Source organism: Acidimicrobiales bacterium, from assembly GCA_022452035.1.
Lineage (GTDB): Bacteria > Actinomycetota > Acidimicrobiia > Acidimicrobiales > MedAcidi-G1 > UBA9410.
The window spans coordinates 41,413-62,763 of record JAKURV010000013.1 but is presented as its reverse complement, the minus strand read 5'-3'; the positions used below and the strand labels follow the sequence as shown (position 1 = coordinate 62,763).

21 protein-coding genes are annotated in these 21,351 nt (G+C 69.9%); all 21 read left to right on the top strand.

The features are described from left to right. The first annotated feature begins 201 nt into the window (after positions 1-201). The 21 genes from MK181_06330 to aspS all read left to right on the top strand — a co-directional run bounded on the left by MK181_06330 (position 202) and on the right by aspS (position 21,301). Entirely contained in the window at positions 202-726 is a 525-nt protein-coding gene (locus tag MK181_06330; GenBank protein ID MCH2419416.1) for a hypothetical protein, read from the top strand. A gap of 69 nt (positions 727-795) precedes the next feature. Then, entirely contained in the window at positions 796-1,074 is a 279-nt protein-coding gene (locus MK181_06325) for a hypothetical protein (GenBank protein ID MCH2419415.1), read from the top strand. A gap of 151 nt (positions 1,075-1,225) precedes the next feature. Continuing rightward, the gene (locus tag MK181_06320) at positions 1,226-1,912 is read left to right on the top strand and encodes a CDP-alcohol phosphatidyltransferase family protein (GenBank protein ID MCH2419414.1); all 687 of its coding nucleotides are present in this window, start codon (positions 1,226-1,228) and stop codon (positions 1,910-1,912) included. Positions 1,913-1,937: 25 nt separating this feature from the next. Next, complete coding sequence (locus MK181_06315; protein ID MCH2419413.1) at positions 1,938-2,861, top strand: phosphatidylinositol mannoside acyltransferase; 924 nt, start codon at positions 1,938-1,940, stop codon at positions 2,859-2,861. A gap of 10 nt (positions 2,862-2,871) precedes the next feature. Continuing rightward, a complete protein-coding gene (locus MK181_06310; protein ID MCH2419412.1) occupies positions 2,872-3,966 on the top strand; it encodes a glycosyltransferase family 4 protein in 1,095 nt (364 codons plus the stop codon). 176 nt (positions 3,967-4,142) lie between these two features. Continuing rightward, positions 4,143-4,826 carry a hypothetical protein gene (locus MK181_06305; GenBank protein MCH2419411.1) on the top strand — a complete coding sequence of 228 codons (684 nt, stop codon included), beginning with the start codon at positions 4,143-4,145 and terminating at the stop codon, positions 4,824-4,826. After that, a complete protein-coding gene (locus MK181_06300; GenBank protein ID MCH2419410.1) occupies positions 4,826-6,004 on the top strand; it encodes a DUF3048 domain-containing protein in 1,179 nt (392 codons plus the stop codon). Before MK181_06305 ends, MK181_06300 begins: the two co-directional genes overlap by 1 nt. A gap of 115 nt (positions 6,005-6,119) precedes the next feature. Then, a complete protein-coding gene (gene pdxS, locus MK181_06295; protein MCH2419409.1) occupies positions 6,120-7,010 on the top strand; it encodes a pyridoxal 5'-phosphate synthase lyase subunit PdxS in 891 nt (296 codons plus the stop codon). 11 nt (positions 7,011-7,021) lie between these two features. Next, positions 7,022-7,597, top strand: coding sequence for a pyridoxal 5'-phosphate synthase glutaminase subunit PdxT (pdxT, locus tag MK181_06290; protein MCH2419408.1), 576 nt, complete (start codon positions 7,022-7,024; stop codon positions 7,595-7,597). 35 nt (positions 7,598-7,632) lie between these two features. Continuing rightward, positions 7,633-8,382: a YebC/PmpR family DNA-binding transcriptional regulator gene (locus tag MK181_06285; GenBank protein MCH2419407.1), complete on the top strand. Its 750-nt coding sequence runs from the start codon at positions 7,633-7,635 to the stop codon at positions 8,380-8,382. Between the two features lie 103 nt (positions 8,383-8,485). After that, entirely contained in the window at positions 8,486-9,001 is a 516-nt protein-coding gene (gene ruvC / locus MK181_06280) for a crossover junction endodeoxyribonuclease RuvC (GenBank protein MCH2419406.1), read from the top strand. Continuing rightward, on the top strand, positions 8,998-9,591 hold the full coding sequence (gene ruvA, locus MK181_06275) for a Holliday junction branch migration protein RuvA (protein ID MCH2419405.1): 594 nt from the start codon (positions 8,998-9,000) through the stop codon (positions 9,589-9,591). Before ruvC ends, ruvA begins: the two co-directional genes overlap by 4 nt. A gap of 18 nt (positions 9,592-9,609) precedes the next feature. Beyond that, positions 9,610-10,653 (top strand): Holliday junction branch migration DNA helicase RuvB, encoded by a 1,044-nt coding sequence (gene ruvB, locus MK181_06270; GenBank protein MCH2419404.1) that lies wholly within the window; start codon positions 9,610-9,612, stop codon positions 10,651-10,653. A 52-nt stretch (positions 10,654-10,705) separates the two neighbouring features. Continuing rightward, on the top strand, positions 10,706-11,725 hold the full coding sequence (queA, locus tag MK181_06265) for a tRNA preQ1(34) S-adenosylmethionine ribosyltransferase-isomerase QueA (protein MCH2419403.1): 1,020 nt from the start codon (positions 10,706-10,708) through the stop codon (positions 11,723-11,725). Beyond that, positions 11,722-12,831 carry a tRNA guanosine(34) transglycosylase Tgt gene (gene tgt / locus MK181_06260; protein ID MCH2419402.1) on the top strand — a complete coding sequence of 370 codons (1,110 nt, stop codon included), beginning with the start codon at positions 11,722-11,724 and terminating at the stop codon, positions 12,829-12,831. The genes queA and tgt overlap by 4 nt, the downstream gene beginning before the upstream one ends. 87 nt (positions 12,832-12,918) lie before the next feature. After that, entirely contained in the window at positions 12,919-13,221 is a 303-nt protein-coding gene (gene yajC, locus MK181_06255) for a preprotein translocase subunit YajC (GenBank protein MCH2419401.1), read from the top strand. Positions 13,222-13,252: 31 nt separating this feature from the next. Beyond that, positions 13,253-14,755 (top strand): protein translocase subunit SecD, encoded by a 1,503-nt coding sequence (gene secD, locus MK181_06250; GenBank protein MCH2419400.1) that lies wholly within the window; start codon positions 13,253-13,255, stop codon positions 14,753-14,755. Beyond that, positions 14,752-15,858: a protein translocase subunit SecF gene (gene secF / locus MK181_06245; protein MCH2419399.1), complete on the top strand. Its 1,107-nt coding sequence runs from the start codon at positions 14,752-14,754 to the stop codon at positions 15,856-15,858. The genes secD and secF overlap by 4 nt, the downstream gene beginning before the upstream one ends. 133 nt (positions 15,859-15,991) lie before the next feature. Then, a complete protein-coding gene (locus MK181_06240; protein ID MCH2419398.1) occupies positions 15,992-18,241 on the top strand; it encodes a bifunctional (p)ppGpp synthetase/guanosine-3',5'-bis(diphosphate) 3'-pyrophosphohydrolase in 2,250 nt (749 codons plus the stop codon). Between the two features lie 64 nt (positions 18,242-18,305). Continuing rightward, on the top strand, positions 18,306-19,565 hold the full coding sequence (gene hisS / locus MK181_06235) for a histidine--tRNA ligase (protein MCH2419397.1): 1,260 nt from the start codon (positions 18,306-18,308) through the stop codon (positions 19,563-19,565). Continuing rightward, on the top strand, positions 19,562-21,301 hold the full coding sequence (gene aspS, locus MK181_06230) for an aspartate--tRNA ligase (GenBank protein MCH2419396.1): 1,740 nt from the start codon (positions 19,562-19,564) through the stop codon (positions 21,299-21,301). Before hisS ends, aspS begins: the two co-directional genes overlap by 4 nt. Positions 21,302-21,351: the final 50 nt, after the last annotated feature.

Sequence of the window (21,351 nt, the reverse complement as noted above, 5' to 3'; positions counted from 1 at the left end):
CCAGTTCGCGGCGACCGTGGCGCCCATGCACGAGGCCCACGTGCTGCCCTGCCGGGATCTGGCCGACTTGACTCTGCATGGGCAGGGCGACCGGGCGGCCCACCTGGCCACCCTGCTGGCCCGAGTGGAGGGGGCGGGGACGGTCTCCTGAGGCTGTCACCGGCGGTCTCTACCGGATCGGGCCACCGGTAGGGTCGTTCCGTGACCGAGCCTGTCGACCTCCCCGCCGATCTCCCAGCTGAGGCTGCCGAGGTACGGGCCTCGCTGCCTGACGACCTCGACGCCCGGGGCATGGTCGGGCCGTACGTCTTTCCGGACAACGACCGGCGCCGCATCCCCGGAGTGATCTACCTGGCCCTGGCCCTGGCCACCGTGGTGGCCGTGCTGGTGGCCGACGGGTCGCCACTGGTCGACGGGGGCCTGGTGGCCGGGGCCGTCGCTCTGGCGCTCCTAGGCGCCTACCACCTCCAGGCCGGTTGGAGCCTGGGGGTCGACGAGGCCGACGCCCTGGTGGCCGCCGTCCGCGAGGTGGGCTTCCCGGTCGGCCATGCCTCGGCCCAGATGGCGTGGCGCGGCCTCCGCAGTCGTCCCACGTGGCGGGTCCTGGTGTACTCCAACGAGTCGCCTCCCGAACGCCGTGGCTTGGTGTTCGTGGACGGCGTCGACGGTTCCGTGGTGGCCTCCCACGTCGAAGCCAACCCGGAGGACTGGTCCCCCGGGGACTGACTGGCCGGGACCCGGGAGGACGGCTGGTGGTTGCTGCCGCTCCGTCCGACGGACGATATATTCCGGCCGATGAAGGTCAGCGGCTTTCTCGCCGTCATCGGTGTCCTCGTGGTCGCCCTCGCCCTGCTGCTGCTACTAACACCCGTCTCGTCACAGTTCGCCGATCCGTGCGGCAGCGTGCTGGTGCCCACCAAGGTGCACTATTCGGACGGCGGTGAGCTGGTGTTCGCCAACACGCCGCCCTGCCACGACGCCCGGATGGCCCGCCTTCCGATCGGCGTGGTGGTCGGCGTGGCTGGCCTCGCCGTTCTTGTGACCTCATTGGTGACGGGGCGGCGACGGGACTGACCCCGCCTGGGCCCGGGACTACACCGGTGGCACCCGGGCCCGGTGACCGACCGCTGGTACGCTGATCGGGCCCACGACCCGTTTCTCTGGTCGCCCGCCCCACCGTGGAGGCGACCGGCGGTGGGAACCACCGAGAGAGGGACCACCAACCATGCTCGACGGCCACTGGCGCGACGTCGTAGACCGGGGCCTGGTCCCGATCGGTCGCAGTCTCCACCGCACCGGAATCACCGCTGACGTGGTGACCATCATCGGCATTGCCATGGCCGGCGCGGCGTCAGTGTGTATCGGCCTGGGCGAGATGCGGCTCGGTTTCCTGCTGCTTGTCCTCACCGGCGTCCCCGACGCCCTCGACGGCGCGGTGGCCAAGGCGGCCGGGTCTTCATCGTCACGGGGCGCCTACTTCGATTCGGTGGCCGACCGCCTGACCGACGCCCTCCTGTTCGGTGGCGTGGCCTGGCACCTGGCCGGGGTTCGGTCGGACCGCATGATGATGCTGCCGGTGGCCATCATGGCCATCGCCCTGTTCATCTCGTACCAACGGGCCAAGGCCGAGTCGCTGGGCTACGACGCCAAGGGCGGCCTGATGGAGCGGGCCGAGCGGTTCATCGTCCTGGCCTTCGGGCTCCTGTTCTCCGAGATCCTGATTCCCGTCCTTTGGGTGATGCTGGCCCTGAGCCTGGTGACCGCCGTCCAGCGGTTCGTCAAGGTCTGGCGACAGGCCACCTCGGACCGGGAGACGCCGACGCAGCGGTGGGCCGACCGCCGCCAGCTCCGCCTGGAGCGTCGCCTGGATCGTCGCCGTCACGGGGCGCGACGGCGCACGACGCGCCACTGATTCCCGTCGACCGGGCCGCGGGCTGATGACACCGCGCATAGTCGCCGGCTACCGCCTGGCCTCGGCACTGGCTCGCATCGTCCCGGCCCGCCCGGGAGCCGCCGTAGCTCGAGCCATCGGCCGCCTGGTCGGCCGCCTGGACGGCGACCGTCGACGGATCGTGGAACGGAATCTTCGCCGGGTCCGACCCGACGGGCCGACCGGTCCCGAGCTGCGACGCAGCGTCGACGAGGTCTTCGCCTCCTACGCCGACTACTACTTTCATAGCTTTCGCCTCCCGGCCATGACGTCCGCCCAGGTCGTGGACGGATTCAGCGAGGAGGGCTACGAGCGGATCGCCGAAGCGCTCCGAGCCGGCAACGGAGCAATCCTGGCTCTGCCTCACATGGGCAGCTGGGAGTGGGCTGCCTACTGGTTGGTCCTCCACCACGAGGTTCCTGTCGGGTGCGTGGTCGAGGCCTTGGAACCGCCCGAGCTCTTCGAGTGGTACCGGAGCTTCCGGACCTCGATAGGCATAAAGGTGGTAGGTCTGGGACCCAGCGCCGGGACCGAGGTGCTAGCCATGCTGCGCGAGAACCGGGCCGTGTGCCTGCCCAGCGACCGCCACGTGGGCGGGGCGGGCGTCGAGGTGGAGTTCTTCGGCGAGCAGACCACCCTGCCCGCCGGGCTCGCCACCCTGGCCCTGCGGACTGGCGCTCCCCTGCTGCCCATCGCCGTCTACGACCACCCGGGCGGCTGTCACGGTGTGGTACGGCCGGCCATACCGGCCGAACGGCAGGGGCGATTTCGCGACGACGTGGCCCGGGTCACCCAACATCTCGCCGGCGAGATGGAGGTGCTCATCGCCCGGGCCCCCGAACAGTGGCACATGCTCCAGCCCAACTGGCCGTCGGACCAGGTGATCGCCGGCGGCCCAGAGCCTGACGCCGTCCCTGGAGCGGACGGCTAGCGTCGAGGCCATGCAGATCGGCCTCATCTGCCCCTACAGCCTGACCCTGCCGGGAGGCGTCCAGGGACAGGTACTGGGTCTGGCCCGCATGCTGCGGGCCTCCGGCCACCCCACCCGGGTGCTCGGGCCGTGCGACGGCCCACCCCCTGACGCCGGCGTCACCCCCCTGGGGGACAGCCTCCCGACAGCTGCCAACGGATCCATGGCCCCCATCGCCCCCGACGTCCCCTGTGCCCTGCGCACCATTCGGGCCCTGCGCGACGAGGAGTTCGACGTCCTCCACCTGCACGAGCCGCTGGCCCCCGGCCCAACCACCACGGCCCTCTTCCTGGCCGCCTCTCCCATGGTGGGGACCTTCCACGCAGCGGGCGGCAGTCTGGCCTACGACCTGTTGAACCGGCCGGTCCGGTGGCTAAGCCGCCGTTTAGACCGGTCGTTCGCCGTTTCCGACGACGCGGCGGCCATGGCCTCCCACTCCCTAGGTGGCCGGTACGAGGTCCTATTCAACGGGGTCGAAGTCCAGCGCAGTCGCCAGGTGGCTCCATGGCCCACCGAGGGACCGACCGTCTTCTTCATCGGGCGACACGAGCCCCGCAAGGGCCTGACCGTGCTGCTGGACGCCATGTCGCACCTCCCGCCCGACGTCCGGCTCTGGGTGGCCGGCGACGGCCCGGAGACCGGGGACCTACGGGCCAGAACGGCTGGCGACGCCCGCATCTCGTGGCTGGGTCGGATCTCCGACGAGGAGCGCACGGAGCGGATCCGTGGCGCTGATGTCTTCTGTGCCCCGTCGCTACGCGGCGAGTCGTTCGGCGTGGTGCTCCTGGAGGGCATGGCCTGTGAAACTCCGGTGGTGGCCAGCGACATCCCCGGCTACTCCCGGGTGGCCCAGGGCGGCAACGACGCTCTCCTGGTGCCACCAGGCGACGCACGAGCCCTGGGCACGGCCATCGACAAGGTGCTCCGCAATCCCGACCTAGCCGACCGCCTGGTGGCCAGCGGTCGAGCCCGGGCTGAGCAGTTCTCGATGCGGCGCCTGGCGGACCGGTACCTGGAGGCCTACGCCGAGGTGGTGGGGGAGCGGACCGCGGCCCGGATCGGCTGACCGGTCGCCACCCACAATGGATGTGCCGGAGCGGACTCCGGGAGTACTGGTCGTGGGCGTAGCATGCTGGTCAGCCAGACGACCGCCCTGCCGGCGGTCCACCGTCCACAAACCTTCCGAGGCCCTCCCTAACCATGCCCCGATTGCCTAGCCCCACCTTGGTACCGGCCACCTTGGTGGGCCTCGCCGTCGCTGCGGTGGTCCGCCTGGTCGGCCTGGGGCCCGTGCCGGCGCTGGTGGCGGCCGCCGTGGTGGCCGTCGGGGGCGGCATCGTGGTGGGTCGGCGCTCGGCGGGAGCCGTGCGGCGATCCCTGTCGGCCCGCCCGGCCCTCGTCGGCGAGTTCCCTCGCCTCCACAACACAGTTGACGGGCTGTGCCTCACCCACGGCATCGAGCACCCGGGCCTCTTCGTGATCGACACACCGGCCGGCAACGCTGCGGCTCTGGCCGGCCCCAACGGAGCGTCAATCGTCCTGACCACCGGGGCCGTCGATCGCCTGGGGCTGGTCGAACTGGAGGCCCTGGTGGCCCACCTCCTGGTTCGGTGCGCCGACGGCCACTTGCGGACCGAAACCACGGCCGCCGCCATGGGCCGGATTCCCGGAGCCTCTCTGGGGTTGGCCGCCAGGTCCGACGGACCGGACCGCATGGTCCGCACCGACCTCCATGGCGCCGACCTGACGAGATTCCCGCCCGGCATGCAGTCCGCCCTCCGGGCGCTGGCCGAACTGGGGGCCACGGTGGACGTGCCGTCTTCGACGTCCCGCCTCTGGCTGCTCCAGCCCGACGGCCGGACCGACATCCAGACATCTATCCACCCGACGGTCGACCTCCGGGTCGCCGCCCTGGAGGAGTGCTAATGCCTGACCTCCGGACCTCCCTCCGGCTGCTGGCCCCCATCCTCGGTGCCGTCCTGACCGCCTCGGCCTGCGGCGGGGGAGGTTCGTCACAGACGCTGCCCACCATCGCCCCCACCACCGCCGCCCCAGCGCCCACAACCACCGTGGTGCCGACCACCATCGCGGTCGAGATTCCCACCACTGAGGCGGCCTCGGTCGACACCGTTCCGGCCACCACCACGTTGGGGGTGGCCACCACAACGACCATCAGCGGGTGGACGGGTGCCGTCCACCCGCTCACCGGCCTGCCGGCCACCGACGGCACCAGCGGCCGTCCAGCCCTGGCCGTCAAAGTCGGGAACAACGACTCCCGGTCCCTGCCCCACGTCGGGCTGGAGGCCGCCGACGTGGTGTACGAGGCCCACATCGAGAACGGAGTGACCCGCTTCCTGGCCGTGTACCACAGTGAGGTGCCTCTGCGGGTAGGTCCCGTCCGCTCGGCCCGGTCTAGCGACATCGACCTCATCGGCAACCTCGACCGGCCGACGTTCGCCTACTGGGGGAGCAACGAGGGCGTGGGTAACGAGGTCGAGGCGGCTGTCGATCAGGGAACCTTCGTCGGCATGACCACCACCGGGGACGGTCAGCACTTCTTCTTCCGCGCCGAGGGTCGCGCCGAGATGCCCTACGACGGCATGGTCGACTCGGCGGCCATGGCCGTGGCCTCCACTGGTTCGCCCCCCGACCCGATCTTCGCCTTCGGTCCCCTGCCCGCCTCGGCCATCCCGATCCGGGGCCTCCGGTGGTCAGCGCCCCGCCGAACCATCGACTGGGTGTGGAGCCACGGTGCCGCCCGCTGGGCTCGGTACCACCAGGGCGTGCCCCTGCTCGACGACCTGGGCGTCCAACTGGCCGCCGACAACGTCCTGGTCCTGTTCGTGGACTACCGGAGGTCGGCCGCCGACTTCATGTCGCCGCAGGCCCTGTCCACCGGCTCGGGCGACGGGTGGCTGCTCCGTGACGGCACGGTCACCGGGGTGACCTGGAGCCGACCGTTCGCCGCCGACCGCTGGACGCTGGCCGACGACGACACAGGCGCCGAGGTGTTCCTTCGGCCCGGCCGCACCTGGGTGGCCCTGGCCCGCTTGGGTGAGGCGACCATCTTGGATCCCGACCAGGTGACACAACTGACCGATTGATCAATCGGCCTTCGGCACCGTCCTCCGCCGGCCAATGCTCGGGTTCTGACGCCCCGGGTTCCGACGCCGTTCCCGGCAGGGGAGTCCGACCGGTCTCCCTTCTAGACTGAGCACCATGAACGACGTGACGAGGGCGACCGGGACCCAGTTGGTGAAGCGGGGCCTGGCCGAGATGCTCAAGGGCGGCGTGATCATGGACGTCGTTGACCCCGCCCAGGCCCGAATCGCCGAGGACGCCGGCGCCTCGGCCGTGATGGCCCTCGAGCGGGTCCCGGCCGACATCCGACGCGACGGCGGCGTAGCCCGCATGTCCGACCCGGAGATGATCGAAGGCATCAAGGAGGCTGTGACCATCCCGGTCATGGCCAAGGCCCGGATCGGCCACTTCGCCGAAGCCCAGATCCTGCAGTCCCTCGGCGTGGACTACGTCGACGAGAGCGAGGTCCTCACCCCGGCCGACGAGGCCCACCACATCGACAAGTGGGCGTTCACCGTGCCGTTCGTCTGCGGTGCCACCAACCTGGGCGAGGCGCTGCGCCGCATCTCCGAGGGCGCCTGCATGATCCGCTCCAAGGGCGAGGCGGGAACCGGCAACATCGTGGAGGCCGTCCGCCACCTGCGGTCCATCATCGGCGACATCCGGAAGGTCACCCAGGCCGACGAGGCGGAGCTGTTCGACTGGGCCAAGCGCCTCCAGTCGCCGCTGCCCCTGGTCCAGGAGGTCGCCGAGACGGGCGAGCTCCCGGTTCCCATGTTCTGCGCCGGAGGCATCGCCACCCCGGCCGACGCCTCGCTGGTCATGCAGCTAGGCGCGCAGGCTGTGTTCGTGGGCTCCGGCATCTTCAAGAGCGACGATCCAGCCCCCCGGGCCCGGGCCATCGTGGAGGCCACCACCAACTTCGCCGACCCGGCCATGCTGGCCAAGGTCAGCCGCGGCCTGGGTGACGCCATGCCGGGCCTGGAGCTGGGCTCGCTCGAGACCCGGCTCGCCGACCGGGGCTGGTAGGCCGGACCGGCATGAAGGTCGGCGTGCTCGCCCTCCAGGGGGCGTTCGCCCGGCACGCGCAAGTTCTGGTCGCCCTGAGCGCCGCACCGGTCGAGGTTCGCTGCCCGGCCGACCTGGCCGACGTCGACGCCATGGTGCTCCCTGGTGGGGAGTCCACGACCATGTCCATGCTGCTGGACTCGTCGGGACTGCGCCAGCCGGTGGCCGACCGCCTGGCCAACGGGATGCCGGCCTTCGGGACATGTGCCGGGATGATCCTGCTGGCCACCCGTCTGGCCGACGGTCGCTACGACCAGCAGTCCTTCGGCGCCATCGACCTCGACGTCCGACGCAACGGCTACGGACGCCAGATCGACTCGTTCGAGAAGGACCTGGAGGTCGACGGCCTAGACGAGCCCTTCCACGGGGTTTTCATCCGGGCACCTGTGGTGGACCGGGTCGGCGACGACGTCGAAATACTGGCCACGGTCGATGGGGCCCCCGTGCTGTGCCTCCAGGGCACAGTCATGGTGTCGTCCTTCCATCCCGAAATGTCCGGCGACGCCCGAATCCACGCCCGGTTCCTGGACCTGGCCTTCAGCCGCTGATTGTCAGCTGCCGACGAACGAGACAGGAAGCAGACATGTCCGGTCATTCCAAGTGGGCGACCATCAAGCACAAGAAGGGCGCTGCCGACGCCAAGCGGGGGAAGCTCTTCGCCAAGCTCATAAAGCAAGTCGAGGTGGCGGCCCGCCAGGGCGGCGGCGATCCCGACTCCAACCCCACCCTGCGCACCATGTTCCAGAAGGCCCGCGACGCCTCGGTGCCGCTGGACACCATCGAGCGGGCCGTCAAGCGGGGGACTGGCGAGCTGGAGGGCGTTGACTACGAGACGATCACCTACGAGGGCTACGCGCCACACGGCGTTGCGCTCTACGTCGAGACCCTGACCGACAACCGAAACCGCACCGGCTCCGAGGTGCGGTCGTTGCTGACCAAGAACGGCGGCTCGCTGGCAGAGCCCGGCTCAGTGGCTTGGCAGTTCGAGCGCAAGGGTGTTGTCCTGCTGGACGGGACCGTCGACGAGGACGAGATCATGCTGGTCGCCCTGGACGCCGGAGCCGACGACCTGGTGGACGACGACGGCACCTGGCGCCTGACTTGTGAGGCAACCGACCTACCGGTCGTCCGCGAAGCCCTAGAGGAGGCCGAGGTGCCGTTCCTTAACGCTGACGTGACCATGCTGGCCAGCACCACGGTGGCCATCGGGACGGTGGAGCAGGCCAAGGCCGTGCTGCGGGTCATGGACCTGCTGGACGACAACGACGACGTCCAGGACGTGCACGCCAACTTCGACATCCCTTCCGAGATCCTGGACTCGCTGGACGGCTGAGTTCCCCGACCGGCCCCGCTGCGATAGGCGACGGAACGGGCGTCGCGGACAGCGGGAGGGGGGGTGACCAACCTCCGGGACGGCCACCGCTAGAGTCGTACACATGTTCGTTCTGGGGATCGACCCGGGCCTGACCCGGTGCGGTTACGGCGTCGTGGCGCGCGAGGGACGCACCCTGCGGGCTGAGGCCGCCGGCGTGGTTCGAACCCCCACCACCTCCGACCTGCCCCGCCGCCTGGCCGACCTCCAACGCGAGGTCCGGGGCCTGATCGACCAATATCGGCCCGACGAGGTGGCCATCGAGCGGGTGCTCTTCCAGGTCAACACCCGCACGGCCATGCAGACTGGCCAGGCCTCCGGGGTGGTGATGGCCGAGGCGGCGGCCGCCGGCTGCGGGGTGGCCCTCTACTCGCCCAACGAGGTCAAGTCGGCCGTGGCCGGATGGGGTGGTGCCGACAAGGACCAGGTGGAACGGATGGTGCGTACCCAGTTGGGGATCGATGCCCCGCTCCGCCCGTCCGACGCCGCCGACGCGGTGGCCGTCGCCCTCTGCCACCTGGCCACCTTGCCGACCGGTCGGGCGGTGGCCCGAGCCACCGCCAAGGCGGTGCCTCGGTGATCGGCTCGCTGAAGGGGTACCTGCTGGAGCGCTTCGACGAGGGTGAGGTGCTCGTCGAGGTGTCAGGTGTCGGCTACCGGGTGGTCGTCACCCCGACTACCGCCGTGCGCCTAGGTGACACTGGGGCCGAGGTGTTCCTCCACGTACACCACCACATCCGGGAGGCCGACCAGACCCTGTACGGGTTCCTGGAGCGCAGCGAGCGCTCCTGCTTCGAGGCGTTGCTTTCGGCCCACGGCGTCGGGCCGTCACTGGCCCTCGCCGTGCTTGGCGTCCACGGTCCCGTCGAGCTGGCCCGGGTGCTGGCCGACGACGACGTGGCGGCACTCTGCCTGGTGCCCGGCGTCGGCAAGAAGACGGCCACCCGGCTGCTGGTAGAGCTCAAGAACTCGCTAGACCTGCCCATCGACGGGGTACCGGTCAACGGCGACGGTCCCGGCGCCGGACGATCCGCCCTGGTCGAGGTCCAGGAGGCTCTCGGCGGCCTCGGTTACACGCCGGACGAGGTTCGCTCCGTCCTGGTGGACCTGGGCGGAGACGACCCGGCGGTCCTGCTGCGCGAAGCCCTACAGCGGCTGGCCCGGGCGTAGAAGGGGGGATAAGCGGACGTGCGAGAGGAACTGCTGTCCCCGGATCGGGACCCCGAAGTGGACGAGGTGGAGGGCGGGCTCCGACCCCGACGCCTCGCCGAGTTCGTGGGTCAGGCCGAGTTGAAGGGACACCTCCGCGTGATGCTGGAGGCGGCCCGTCGCCGCGGCCAGGCCTCCGACCACTTCTTGTTCGCTGGGCCTCCCGGCCTGGGTAAGACCACGCTGGCTCACATCGTGGCCGCTGAGATGGAGGCCGACCTGCAGGTCACCTCCGGCCCGGCCCTGGAGCGGGCCGGTGACCTGGCGGCCATCTTGACCAAACTCGAGCCCGGCGACGTCCTGTTCATAGACGAGATCCACCGCCTAGCCCGGGCCGTCGAGGAGGTCCTCTACCCGGCCATGGAGGACTTCGAGCTGGACATCGTGCTGGGCAAGGGCCCAGCCGCCCGCTCCATCCGGCTGGAGCTGCCGGCCTTCACCCTGGTCGGAGCAACTACCCGCACCGGTCTCATCACCGGCCCGCTGCGCGACCGGTTCGGGCTGACCGCCCGACTGGACTACTACGAGCCGGCCGACCTGCAGACCATCGTGACCCGGGCCGCCGGGATCCTCGGCGTGGACCTAGACGAAGACGGCGCGGCCGAGATTGCCCGACGGTCCCGGGGGACGCCACGCATCGGGAACCGCCTGCTCCGCCAAGTCCGGGACTTCGCCCAGGTGGAACGAGACGGCGTAGTCGACGGGACGGTAGCCCGCGACGGCCTGGCCTTCTTCGGCGTAGACGCCCTAGGCCTGGACAAGCCATCCCGGGAAATCCTCTCGGCGCTGTGCCGGCGGTTCGGCGGGGGCCCGGTGGGCCTCAAGACGCTGTCCATCAGCGTCAGCGAGCCGGAGGACACCGTGGAGGACGTCTACGAGCCGTTCCTGATCCAACGGGGACTCCTGCTGCGCACCCCGAAGGGTCGGGTGGCTACCCCGGCCGCCTACGACCACCTGGCCATGGACCGACCGCCGAGCGCCCCGGAGGCCGCCGGATCCCTATTCGACGAACCGGAGGACTGAGCCAGGCTGGCCCACGGGCCGGTCGCCCAGTCACCCGTAGGCTGGGGGGTCCATGGGCCCCGACGACTTCGCCTACCACCTCCCTGATCCGGCGATCGCCCAGATTCCGCTGGCCGACCGGCCCTCGGCCCGGCTGTTGGACGCCTTGGCCGAACCGGTCGCCCATCGGACGGTCGGTGACCTGCCGTCGCTGGTCGGCCCGGGTGACGTGCTGGTAGTCAATGACACCCGTGTACTGCCCGCCCGGCTGCGGGCGGTCCGACCCACCGGCGGGGCAGCCGAGGTCCTACTGCTCCGGGCCGTCGACGACGAGGGGACGTGGGAGGCCTTGGTCCGACCCAGCCGGAAGCTGCCCCCTGGCTCCACCCTGACCGTCGACCCCGGGCTTGCTGTGGAAGTGGCCGATGACCTCGGAGAGGGTCGCCGCTACGTCCGGCTGTCTTCGGACGGCCCGTTGGCCGACGCCTTGGACCGGTGCGGGGAGATGCCGGTGCCGCCCTACCTGACCACCACGCTGGACGACCCGGAGCGCTACCAGACCGTCTACAGCCGCCGTCCGGCGTCGGCCGCTGCCCCGACGGCCGGCCTCCACCTGACCGACGGGGTGCTTAAGGCCTGTCGGTCGGCCGGGGCTCGGGTCGAACGCCTCGAGCTGGTGGTGGGCCTGGACACCTTCCGACCGATCACCGCCGATGACCTGGACGACCACCGGATGCACTGCGAGGACTACGAGGTCCCGCAGGCCACCCTGGAGGCCTGCCGGGACGCCCGGCGGGTCATCGCCGTAGGCACGACCACCGTACGGGCCCTCGAGTCGGCGGCCCGGTACGGCCTGGACGGCCGGACCGACCTGTTCATCCGTCCCGGGTTCGGGTTCTCCGTGGTCGACGTGCTCCTAACCAACTTCCACCTTCCCCGGTCCAGCCTGCTGGTCCTCCTAGAGGCGTTCGCCGGCCCACGGTGGCGGGACCTCTACGCAACAGCCCTCCAAGAGGGCTACCGATTTCTCTCTTTCGGTGACGCCATGCTCGTGGGCCGGGCCGACGCGAAACGGGGGGCGATCTCCCGGTGAAGGCCACCCTCACCACCGAGGCCATGGACGGCGGTGCCCGGACCGGCCGGGTGGACACCCCCGGAGGTTCATTCACCACACCGTGCTTCATGCCCGTCGGCACCCGGGGAGCGGTACGCCACCTCTCGTCGACCGACCTAGCCGCCCTGGGTGTCGAAGTGGTCCTGGGCAACACCTACCACCTGATGCTGCGACCGGGAGCCGCCGTGGTACGCGACCTGGGTGGCCTGGGGGCCTTCGCGGCATGGGACGGCCTGACCCTCACCGACAGCGGCGGCTACCAGATCTTCTCCCTCCAACCGAAGGTCGACGATGCCGGGGCCACCTTCCGCTCCACCTACGACGGCTCCACTCACCTGCTGACCCCCGAGGGGGCGGCCGACGTGCAAGCCGACCTGGGGGCCGACATCCAAATGGTGCTCGACGTCTGCCCGGCCCTCCCAGCCACCGACCGGGTCCTGCGCCAGACCGTCGATCGGACGGCCGCCTGGGCCGAACGGGGCCGTCGGGCTTTCCTGGACCACCCGGACGCGACAGCCCGCCAGTGCCAGTTCGGCATCGTCCAAGGGGGAACCGACCCAGAGCTCCGGACCGAGAGCGCCCAGCGGACGGTGGAGGTGGGCTTTGACGGCTACGCCGTCGGGGGGCTCAGCGTGGGTGAGACCCGGGACGAAATGCTGGAGCCGCTGGCCGCTGTCACAGCGATCCTGCCCGCCGACCAGCCCCGCTACTTCATGGGCCTGGGCGACCCGGCTGGGCTGGTCGAGGTGGTGGCCCGGGGGATCGACATGTTCGACTGCGTCCTGCCCACCCGGCATGCCCGGCACGGCACCGTCCTGACTACCGGCGGAAGGCTAAATCTGCGAAACGCCCGCCACTCCACCGACGGCCGACCGCTAGACCCCGACTTCCCGGCCAGTCCGGCCGCCGCCTGGTCGAGGGCCTACCTCCGGCATCTCCTCCTGACCGACGAACCGACCGGGCGGCGCCTCCTCACGCTCCACAACCTGTCCTGGCTGCTGGACTTCGTAGATCGGCTCCGGTCGGCCATCCGGGAGGGCCGGTTTGAGGCCTTCCGGGCCGAGACGCTGGCCGTCTGGGGATGACCCGACGGGCATAGGCTGCCCGGGTCCCACCCCCCTCCGACCGACCGGTGACCCGGTCGCCGGGCCCCCTCTCGAAAGACGACTCCCATGGCTGGCTTCATCCCGCTCATCCTGATCTTCGGACTCATGTACGTCCTGATGATCCGCCCCCAGCAGCGCAAGGCGAAGGCGCAGCAGGCCCTCGTGGCGGCAATCCAGGCCGGCGACGAGGTGGTCCTCAACTCGGGCATCTTCGGCGTGGTCAAAGAGGCGGAGGACGACGTCCTGTGGCTGGAGGTATACCAGGGCATCGAGTTGAAGGTCCTGCGAGGCGCCGTAGACCGCCGCTTCAACGAACCCGGCGGAGCGACTGACGAGGACACCGAACCCACGGGCCCCATCGAGGACTGACCCCCGCACCCCACCGGACCGCCCTTCCCCTATGCCCCGTCGCCAGCTCGTCCTCCTCCTCGGGATCGTCGCGCTGACCGTCGCCGCCTCGGTCCTGACCGTGGTGTGGCGCAATGAACCGCTACTCGGCCTAGACCTCCAGGGCGGCGTCTCGGTCCGGCTGGTCGCCGTAGGCCCGACCGACGAAGCCATGCTCGACCAGACGGTCGAGATCATCCGCGACCGGATCGACGGCCTGGGCGTGGCCGAGCCAGAGATCTCCCGCACCGAGACCGGCGTGATGGTGTCGCTGCCCGGTGTGGACGACCAGGAAAGGGCCCTGACTCTGGTCGGAACGACGGCCGAGCTGCGGTTCCGGCCCGTGTGCCGCATGCTGAACTTTCCGGGTGGGGCAACCGAGGCCTCCGGGACGACACCGTCCGGACCGGCGTCCTGTGCGCTGCTCGACTCTGGCGAGGTCGTGCCGTCCGTGGGTCCGGGCGGGGTGACCCCACCCGAGGACGACCACCCGACCGACTTCGTGGTCCTGGGGGCCCGCACTGGGTCACCGGGGGCAAGGTACGTACTAGGACCCAGCCTCCTGACCGGCGAGGCCATCGCCGAGGCCAACCCACTGTTCATCGACTACCAGTGGCAGGTCGGCCTGGACCTCCGAGCCGGCCAAGTGGGCATCGACGGCTTCAACGAGATCGCCGCCCGTTGCTACGTGGGCGAAACGTCGTGCCCCCGCCTGGAGGGCGCCACCAACGGTCGCCTGGCCATCGTTCTGGACGGGCAGGTAGTGACCGCTCCGTCCATCCGAGCCCCCGAGTTCAAGGCCGACAGCATTCTCATCTCCGGCGGCTTCGAGAAGCAGGAGGCCGACGACGTGTCGCTGGCCCTGCGCTACGGCGCCCTACCCGTCGAGTTGGAGCCGGAGAACACCCGGGTCGTGTCGGCCACCATCGGCGAGGACTCCCTGCGGGCTGGCGTGGTGGCCGGCCTGGTCGGCCTGCTGCTGGTCGCCGTGTTCATCGTCGGGTATTACCGGATCCTGGGCCTGGTGGCCCTGACCAGCCTGGCCATCTCCGGCGCGCTGCTATGGGCCATCGTGGCCCACCTGGGCACCCAGTCGGGCCTGGCCCTCACCCTGGCCGGGGTAACCGGCATGATCGTGGCCATCGGTGTATCCGTCGACTCCAACGTCGTGTACTTCGAGCACCTCAAGGAGGACGTGCGCGACGGCCGGACCGCCCGGTCGTCAGTGGACCGGGCCTTCCCCATCGCCTTTGCCACCATCGTCAAGGCGAACACGGCCTCCCTCATTGGGGCGGGCCTGCTGTGGGCCTTGACCGTCGGCGCCGTCCGCGGCTTCGCCCTGTACCTGGGCCTAGCCACGCTGCTGGACCTGGTAGCCACCTACTTCTTCATGGGCCCGATGGTCCGGCTGCTGGCCACCACCCGGTGGTTCGCCGAGCATCCCCGGCGCTTCGGATTACCGGCCAGCGGCGCCGTCTCTACCCCCGTCGGTTCGACGGCCGAGGTGATCTCGTGAGCCGGCTGACGGGCCTCTACCGCGGCGAGTCGTCCGTCGACTTCCCCGGCCTGTGGCGTCGAGCGGTCATGGCCTCCACAGTGGCCGTCCTGATCGGGCTGGCCTCCTTCGGCATCCGTGGGCTGAACCTGGGCTTGGACTTCGAGGGCGGAACCTCCTACGAGGTACGGGCCCCCGGAGCAGAGGTGGCCGACGCCCGAGCGGTGATGGACGGTCTGGGAGCGGGTGACGCCCGGGTCCAGGTGGTGGACGACGAGGTGCTCCTCATCCGATCCGACATCGAGGACCCGGCCCGGGCGGCCGAGATACGCGACGCCCTGACCACCCGTCTAGGTCCCGTGGAGGCCTTCGAACAGGTCGGCCCCACGTGGGGCGACGAGGTCACCGACAAGGCGCTGCGGGCCCTCGTCATCTTCTTCGTCGTGGTGGCCTTCTACATCACCGTGCGGCTGGAGTGGAAGATGGCCGTCGGGGCCTTGGTCGCCGTGGCCCACGACATTGTGCTCAGCGTCGGCGTCTACTCGGTGTTCCAGTTCGAGATCACGCCAGCCACCGTCATCGCCTTCCTGACCATCATGGGCTACTCGCTTTACGACACCATCGTCGTCTACGACAAGGTCCGGGAGATCGTGGCCCGGCTGGGGGCCACCGAGCGCTACACCTACCCCGAACTCATGAACTTGGCCCTGAACCGGGTGACTATGCGTTCCATCAACACCAGCGTGACCTCGGCCATCCCGGTGGTGTCACTGCTGGTCATCGGTTCGCTGGCCATGGGTGCCGCCGCTCTCCAGGAGTTCGCCGTGGCCCTGCTGGTCGGCATCGTGGTCGGCTCCTACTCCTCGCTCTTCCTGGCCTCGTCCCTGGTATCGCGGCTCAAAGAGGGTGAGGAACGGTGGCAGGCCGTGGCGTCCAAGGTCCGAGGTCGGGTCGGGGAAGAGGGCCCCACACGGGTCATCGGCCGACAGGAGGCTGTCCTATCCGACACCCGGGCCGCCCCGCGCCGCAGCCCGTCCGGCGGGCCGGCCAAGAAGCGGCCGCCGGTGGTCCGACCGGCAACCGGTGGGGCACCACCGCGTCCACGCAAGAAAAAGAAGCGCTGACCCGGTGCCACTCCCGGCCGGTGGAGGGCCGCCGACTACCGTTGGGTCATGCGGCAGTCGGGCCAGGAGGCAGCCGGTCGCCGACCCGTGGAGGCGATGACATCCGGGACGGTCCACGGCGGAGGGGGCTGACGTGCCCGCGGTGACCCGGGTCCTGCCCTGGCGGCGACGTCCCAAGGCGGCCGTCGGCGAGACCTCGGCGCTTATCACCGAGTTCCACCAACGCCATCCGGACGCCGACACGGCACTCATCGAGCAGGCCTACCGGGTTGCCCTGGCCGCCCACGAGGGCCAGACCCGCAAGTCGGGCGAGCCATACATCCATCACCCCATGTCGGTGGCCACCATCGTGGCCCGCCAGGGCCTAGACGACGTCACGGTGGCCGCCGCCCTCCTCCACGACGCCGTTGAGGACACCTCGGTCAGCCTGGACGACCTGGAACGGGACTTCGGGTCCGACGTCCGGCTCATCGTGGACGGCGTGACCAAGTTGGACCGCCTCCGGTTCGACACCCGTGAGGAGCAGCAGGCGGCCAGCGTGCGCAAGATGCTCGTCGCCCTGGCCAAGGACCTTCGGGTGCTGATCATCAAGTTGGCCGACCGCCTCCACAACATGCGGACCCTGGCCGCCCTGCCCGAACACAAGCAGCAGCGGGTGGCCCAGGAGACCTTGGACATCTACGCACCGCTGGCCAACCGGCTGGGCATGCAGGAGGTTCGGGATCAGCTCCAGGACCTGGCCCTGGCCACCCTCCACCCCAAGCGGTACAGCCAGATCGACCAGATGGTCCAGGACCGCTCGCCAGAGCGTGACCTCTACCTGGCCCAACTGATCGGCGAGGTAGAGGGCCGGCTGGCCGAGCTGTCCATCAAGGGCCACGTGTACGGGCGACCGAAGCAGCTCTGGAGCATCTACGACAAGATGATCCTGAAAGGACGGTCCTTCGAGGAGATTCACGACCTGGTAGGGGTCCGGGTGATCGTCGAAAACGTCCGGGACTGCTACGCCGCGCTGGGCACAATCCACGCCACCTGGAAGCCAGTCCAAGGGCGCTTCAAGGACTACGTCGCCATGCCCAAGTTCAACCTCTACCAGTCGCTACACACGACGGTCGTCGGCCCCCAGGGCAAGCTGGTGGAGTTCCAGGTGCGGACCGCCGAGATGCACGCCCGGGCCGAGTACGGGGTGGCCGCCCACTGGGACTACAAGACCCGGTCGCCCTCCGACGAGATGGCGTGGCTCGGCCGGATCGTGGAGTGGCAGGCCGAGACCGAGGACCCCGGCACCTTCATGGCCAACCTCAAGACCGACCTGGAGCTAGACGAGGTCTACGTCTTCACTCCGCAGGGAAGGGTGGTCAGCCTGCCCGTGGGAGCCACCATGGTCGACTTCGCCTACGCCATCCACACCGACGTGGGCCACACCTGCGTTGGGGCCAAGGTGGCCGGACGGCTCGTCCCGCTGGAGAGCAGACTGGTCACCGGTGACACGGTCGAAATCGTCACCTCCCGGCAACCCGACGCCGGGCCCAGCCAGGACTGGCTGCAGTTCGTGGCCACCCACCGGGCGTCCAGCAAGATCAAACACTGGTACTCCCAGGAGCGTCGATCGGATGCCATTGACTCCGGGCACGACGAGCTCACCGCCGAACTACGACGGGCCGGGCTGCCGACCCACGCCGTGCTCGCCGGTTCCGAGCTGGCCGACGTGGCGGCCGACCTGAACTACCACGAGCCCGACGCCCTGTACGCCGCAGTGGGCGAGCACCACGTGTCGGCCCGTTCGGTGGTGGCCCGGGTGGCCAAGGTCCTGAGCGAGCAAGATCCCGATGCCGACCTCCCAGCCACCGTCGTGCAGCCCAACCGACTTCGCCGGGAAACCGGCTCGGTCGGAGTCCACGTCGAAGGCCTGGACGACATGATGGTCCGGCTGTCCCGCTGCTGCACCCCGGTACCCCCCGACGAGATCATGGGGTTCGTGACCCGGGGCCGGGGCGTATCGGTCCACCGGGCCGACTGCGCCAACGCCGTGTCGTTGAGGGCCGACCAGGCCGACCGCCTCATCGATGTGGACTGGGACGAGGAGTCGGGCGGCCACTTCGCGGTAGCCGTCGAACTCAAGGCCCTGGACCGACCCCGGCTGCTGCGCGACGTCACAGGCGTACTGGCCGACAACCACGTCAACGTGCTCTCCACCTCGACGGTCACCAGCGGCACCGACCGGGTGGCCACCATGCGCTTCGAGTTCGAAATCGGCGACCCGTCCCACCTCGAGACGCTGCTGCGGCTCCTACGCCAGGTGGACTCGGTATACGACGTCCACCGCGTGGTGCCGGGCGGTGGGGAGGACACCGGCGACGTCGACGAAACGGACGGGACCTGAACGCCGGGCCGCTACTGATCGGTCACCGGTCCGGCCGGGGGACCCTCCGGTAGCCTCCACCTTCGTGGCCGACCACCCGTTCCGCGCCCCCAAGGGCACCCGCGACATCCTCTGGCCGGACTCGGCCAGGTGGCGGGCCCTGGTCGACGTGTTCGCCGACGTGGCCGGCTCGGCCGGCTACCTCGAAGTCATCCCGCCCATGTTCGAGCACGTGGAAGTGTTCCAACGCCTCGGCGAGGCCACCGACGTGGTCCGCAAGGAGATGTACTCCTTCGAGGACAAGGGTGGTCGCACCATGGCCCTGCGTCCCGAGCAGACGGCCAGCGTGGTCCGGGCCTTCGCAGAGCACCGCCCGCCCGTCCCCTGGAAGGCCTGGTACGCCGGACCTAACTTCCGGTACGAGCGGGCCCAAAAAGGTCGGTTCCGGCAGTTCGACCAGGTCGGTGTGGAGGCCCTAGGCCCTGAGGACGCCCACTTGGATGCCGAGGTGATCGCCCTGGCCTGGCGGTTCTATGAGCGGCTCGGACTGCGCCGAGTCACCCTGCTGGTCAACTCGCTGGGCAGCACCGACGACCGGCAGCGGTACGTCGCCGCGCTGCGTACCCACTTCGAGGCCCACCTGGACGCCCTCAGTGAGGAGTCGCGGGCCACCCTGGACACCAACCCCCTCCGAGTCCTGGACTCCCGCCGGGAGGCCGACGCCGACCTGGTGGCCGCCGCCCCGAACATGGCCGACCATCTGGGCGACGACTCGGTGATCCACTTCAGTCAGGTCACTGACGCCCTGGGTGCCCTTGGAGTGCCGTTTACCGTGGCCCCCCGGCTGGTGCGCGGCCTCGACTACTACGTCCGGACCACCTTCGAGTTCGCCGCCGAGGCCCTGGACGCCGCTCAAAACGCGGTGGGCGGTGGCGGACGGTACGACGGGCTGGCCGAGGACTTGGGTGCCCCGCCAACCCCGGGCGTAGGTTTCGCCCTCGGCGTGGACCGCACCCTGCTGGCCTGCGACGCCGAAGGGGTCTTTGAGGCGCCGTCAGCGGCCGTCGACGTGTTCGTGGTCGACACCACGGGCGGGAATCTGGCCGTGGTCCTGACTGACCGGATACGGGCCGCCGGCCTGCGGGCCGACCGATCGTGGGACGACCGCTCCATGAAGGCACAGATGAAGGCGGCCGACCGGAGCGGCGCCGCGCTGGCCGTGATCGTTGGCGACGACGAGCGCGACGCCGGCACAGTCACCGTCCGGGACCTGCGGGGCGACGATGGCCAGGAGGCCGTCGCTCTGGACTCCATGATCGACACCCTGCGAGCGAGGCTGCGTTGACCGACTACTCCACCTCTCTACGAACCGACCTCTGCGGTGACCTACGGGTTGGCGACGTGGGCCGCCAGGTCACCCTCTGCGGCTGGGTCGACCGGCGCCGGGAACACGGCGAACATCTGGCTTTCGTCGACTTGCGGGACCGCAGCGGAGTGGTGCAGTTGGTCATCGACGGAGCGCACGACCTGCGTAGCGAGTACGTCCTGCAGGTCACCGGAACGGTGCGCGAGCGCCCAGCCGACACCGCTAACGACGGCCTGGCCACCGGCGCCGTGGAGGTCGACGCCACCGATGTGACCGTCCTGTCGACCGCCGAGCCGCCACCCTTCCCCCTGGACGACCGTATCGACGTGGACGAGGTGCTGCGGCTCCGCCACAGGTACGTGGACCTGCGCCGGCCCCGGATGCAGCGCAACCTGGAGGTCCGGGCCCGGGTGAACAGCGCCATCCGCCAGGCCATGGAGGAGCAGGGGTTCATCGAGGTCGAGACCCCGATGCTGATCGCCAGCACGCCCGAGGGTGCACGCGACTTCGTGGTCCCGTCCCGTAAGGAACCGGGTTCCTTCTACGCCCTGCCCCAGAGCCCGCAGATCTTCAAGCAGCTCTGCATGGTCGGCGGTGTGGACCGCTACTACCAGATCGCCCGCTGCCTGCGCGACGAGGACCTCCGGGCCGACCGCCAGTTCGAGTTCATGCAACTCGACGCCGAAGCCAGTTTCGTCTCCCAGGACGACGTGCTGGCCTTCATCTCGTATGCCAGCTCGTCGGCCACCGAAGCGGTTACCGGCGAGCGCCCGGGGGAGATACCACGGATGTCGTGGCACGAGGCCATGGAGCGTTTCGGATCCGATAAGCCCGACATCCGGTTCGGAATGGAGCTGGTCGAACTGACCGGGGTGTTCGCCGACACCGGTTTCCGGGCCTTCCAGGCCCCCTGTGTGAAGGGCATCCGGGTGCCGGGCGGCGCCGATCTGTCCCGAAACCGGCTGGACGACCTGACCGAGCAGTGCAAGCAGTGGGGGGCCAAAGGCCTGGTCTGGATGAAGGTGGAGGACGACGGCATCAATTCCCCAGTGGCCAAGTTCTTGTCCGACGAGGAGATCGATGCTCTGCGCTCCACCCTGGAGGCCGAGGTCGGCGACCTGCTCCTCATCGTGGCCGACGAGCGCCGCACCGTCAGCCATGTCCTGGGTCTGGTCCGCCTGGAGCTGGGTCGCCCGCCGGTCACCGAGGGCGGCCTCCACTTCCTGTGGGTGGTGGACTTCCCGCTGTTCGAGGGCCTGGACGACGCGGGGAACCCGATTCCGGCCCACCATCCTTTCACCATGCCGCACGAGGAGGACCTTGACGCCCTGGAACGTGGCGACCTGCTCGACGTCCGGTCCCGGGCCTACGACCTCGTCCTGAACGGGTGGGAGCTGGGCTCGGGCAGCGTACGGATCCACCGGCGGGAGATCCAGGAGCGGATCTTCGCCATCCTGGGGATCGGTGCCGAGGAGTCGCAGGCCAAGTTCGGGTTCCTGCTTGACGCCTTCCGCTACGGGGCGCCGCCCCACGCCGGCTTCGCCTTCGGCATGGACCGCCTGACGGCCATCCTGGCCGGCGAGGAGAACATCCGCGAGGTCATCGCCTTCCCAAAGACCCAGTCGGGCGCCGATCCGCTGACCAACGCGCCGACCGGGATCGACGAGCACCATCTCACCGAGCTGGGCCTGCGGGTCCTGCCGCCCACCGACTAGGGCCAGCACCACCGGTCGGTGCCGACGGACCGAGGGGTAACGTCGACCAC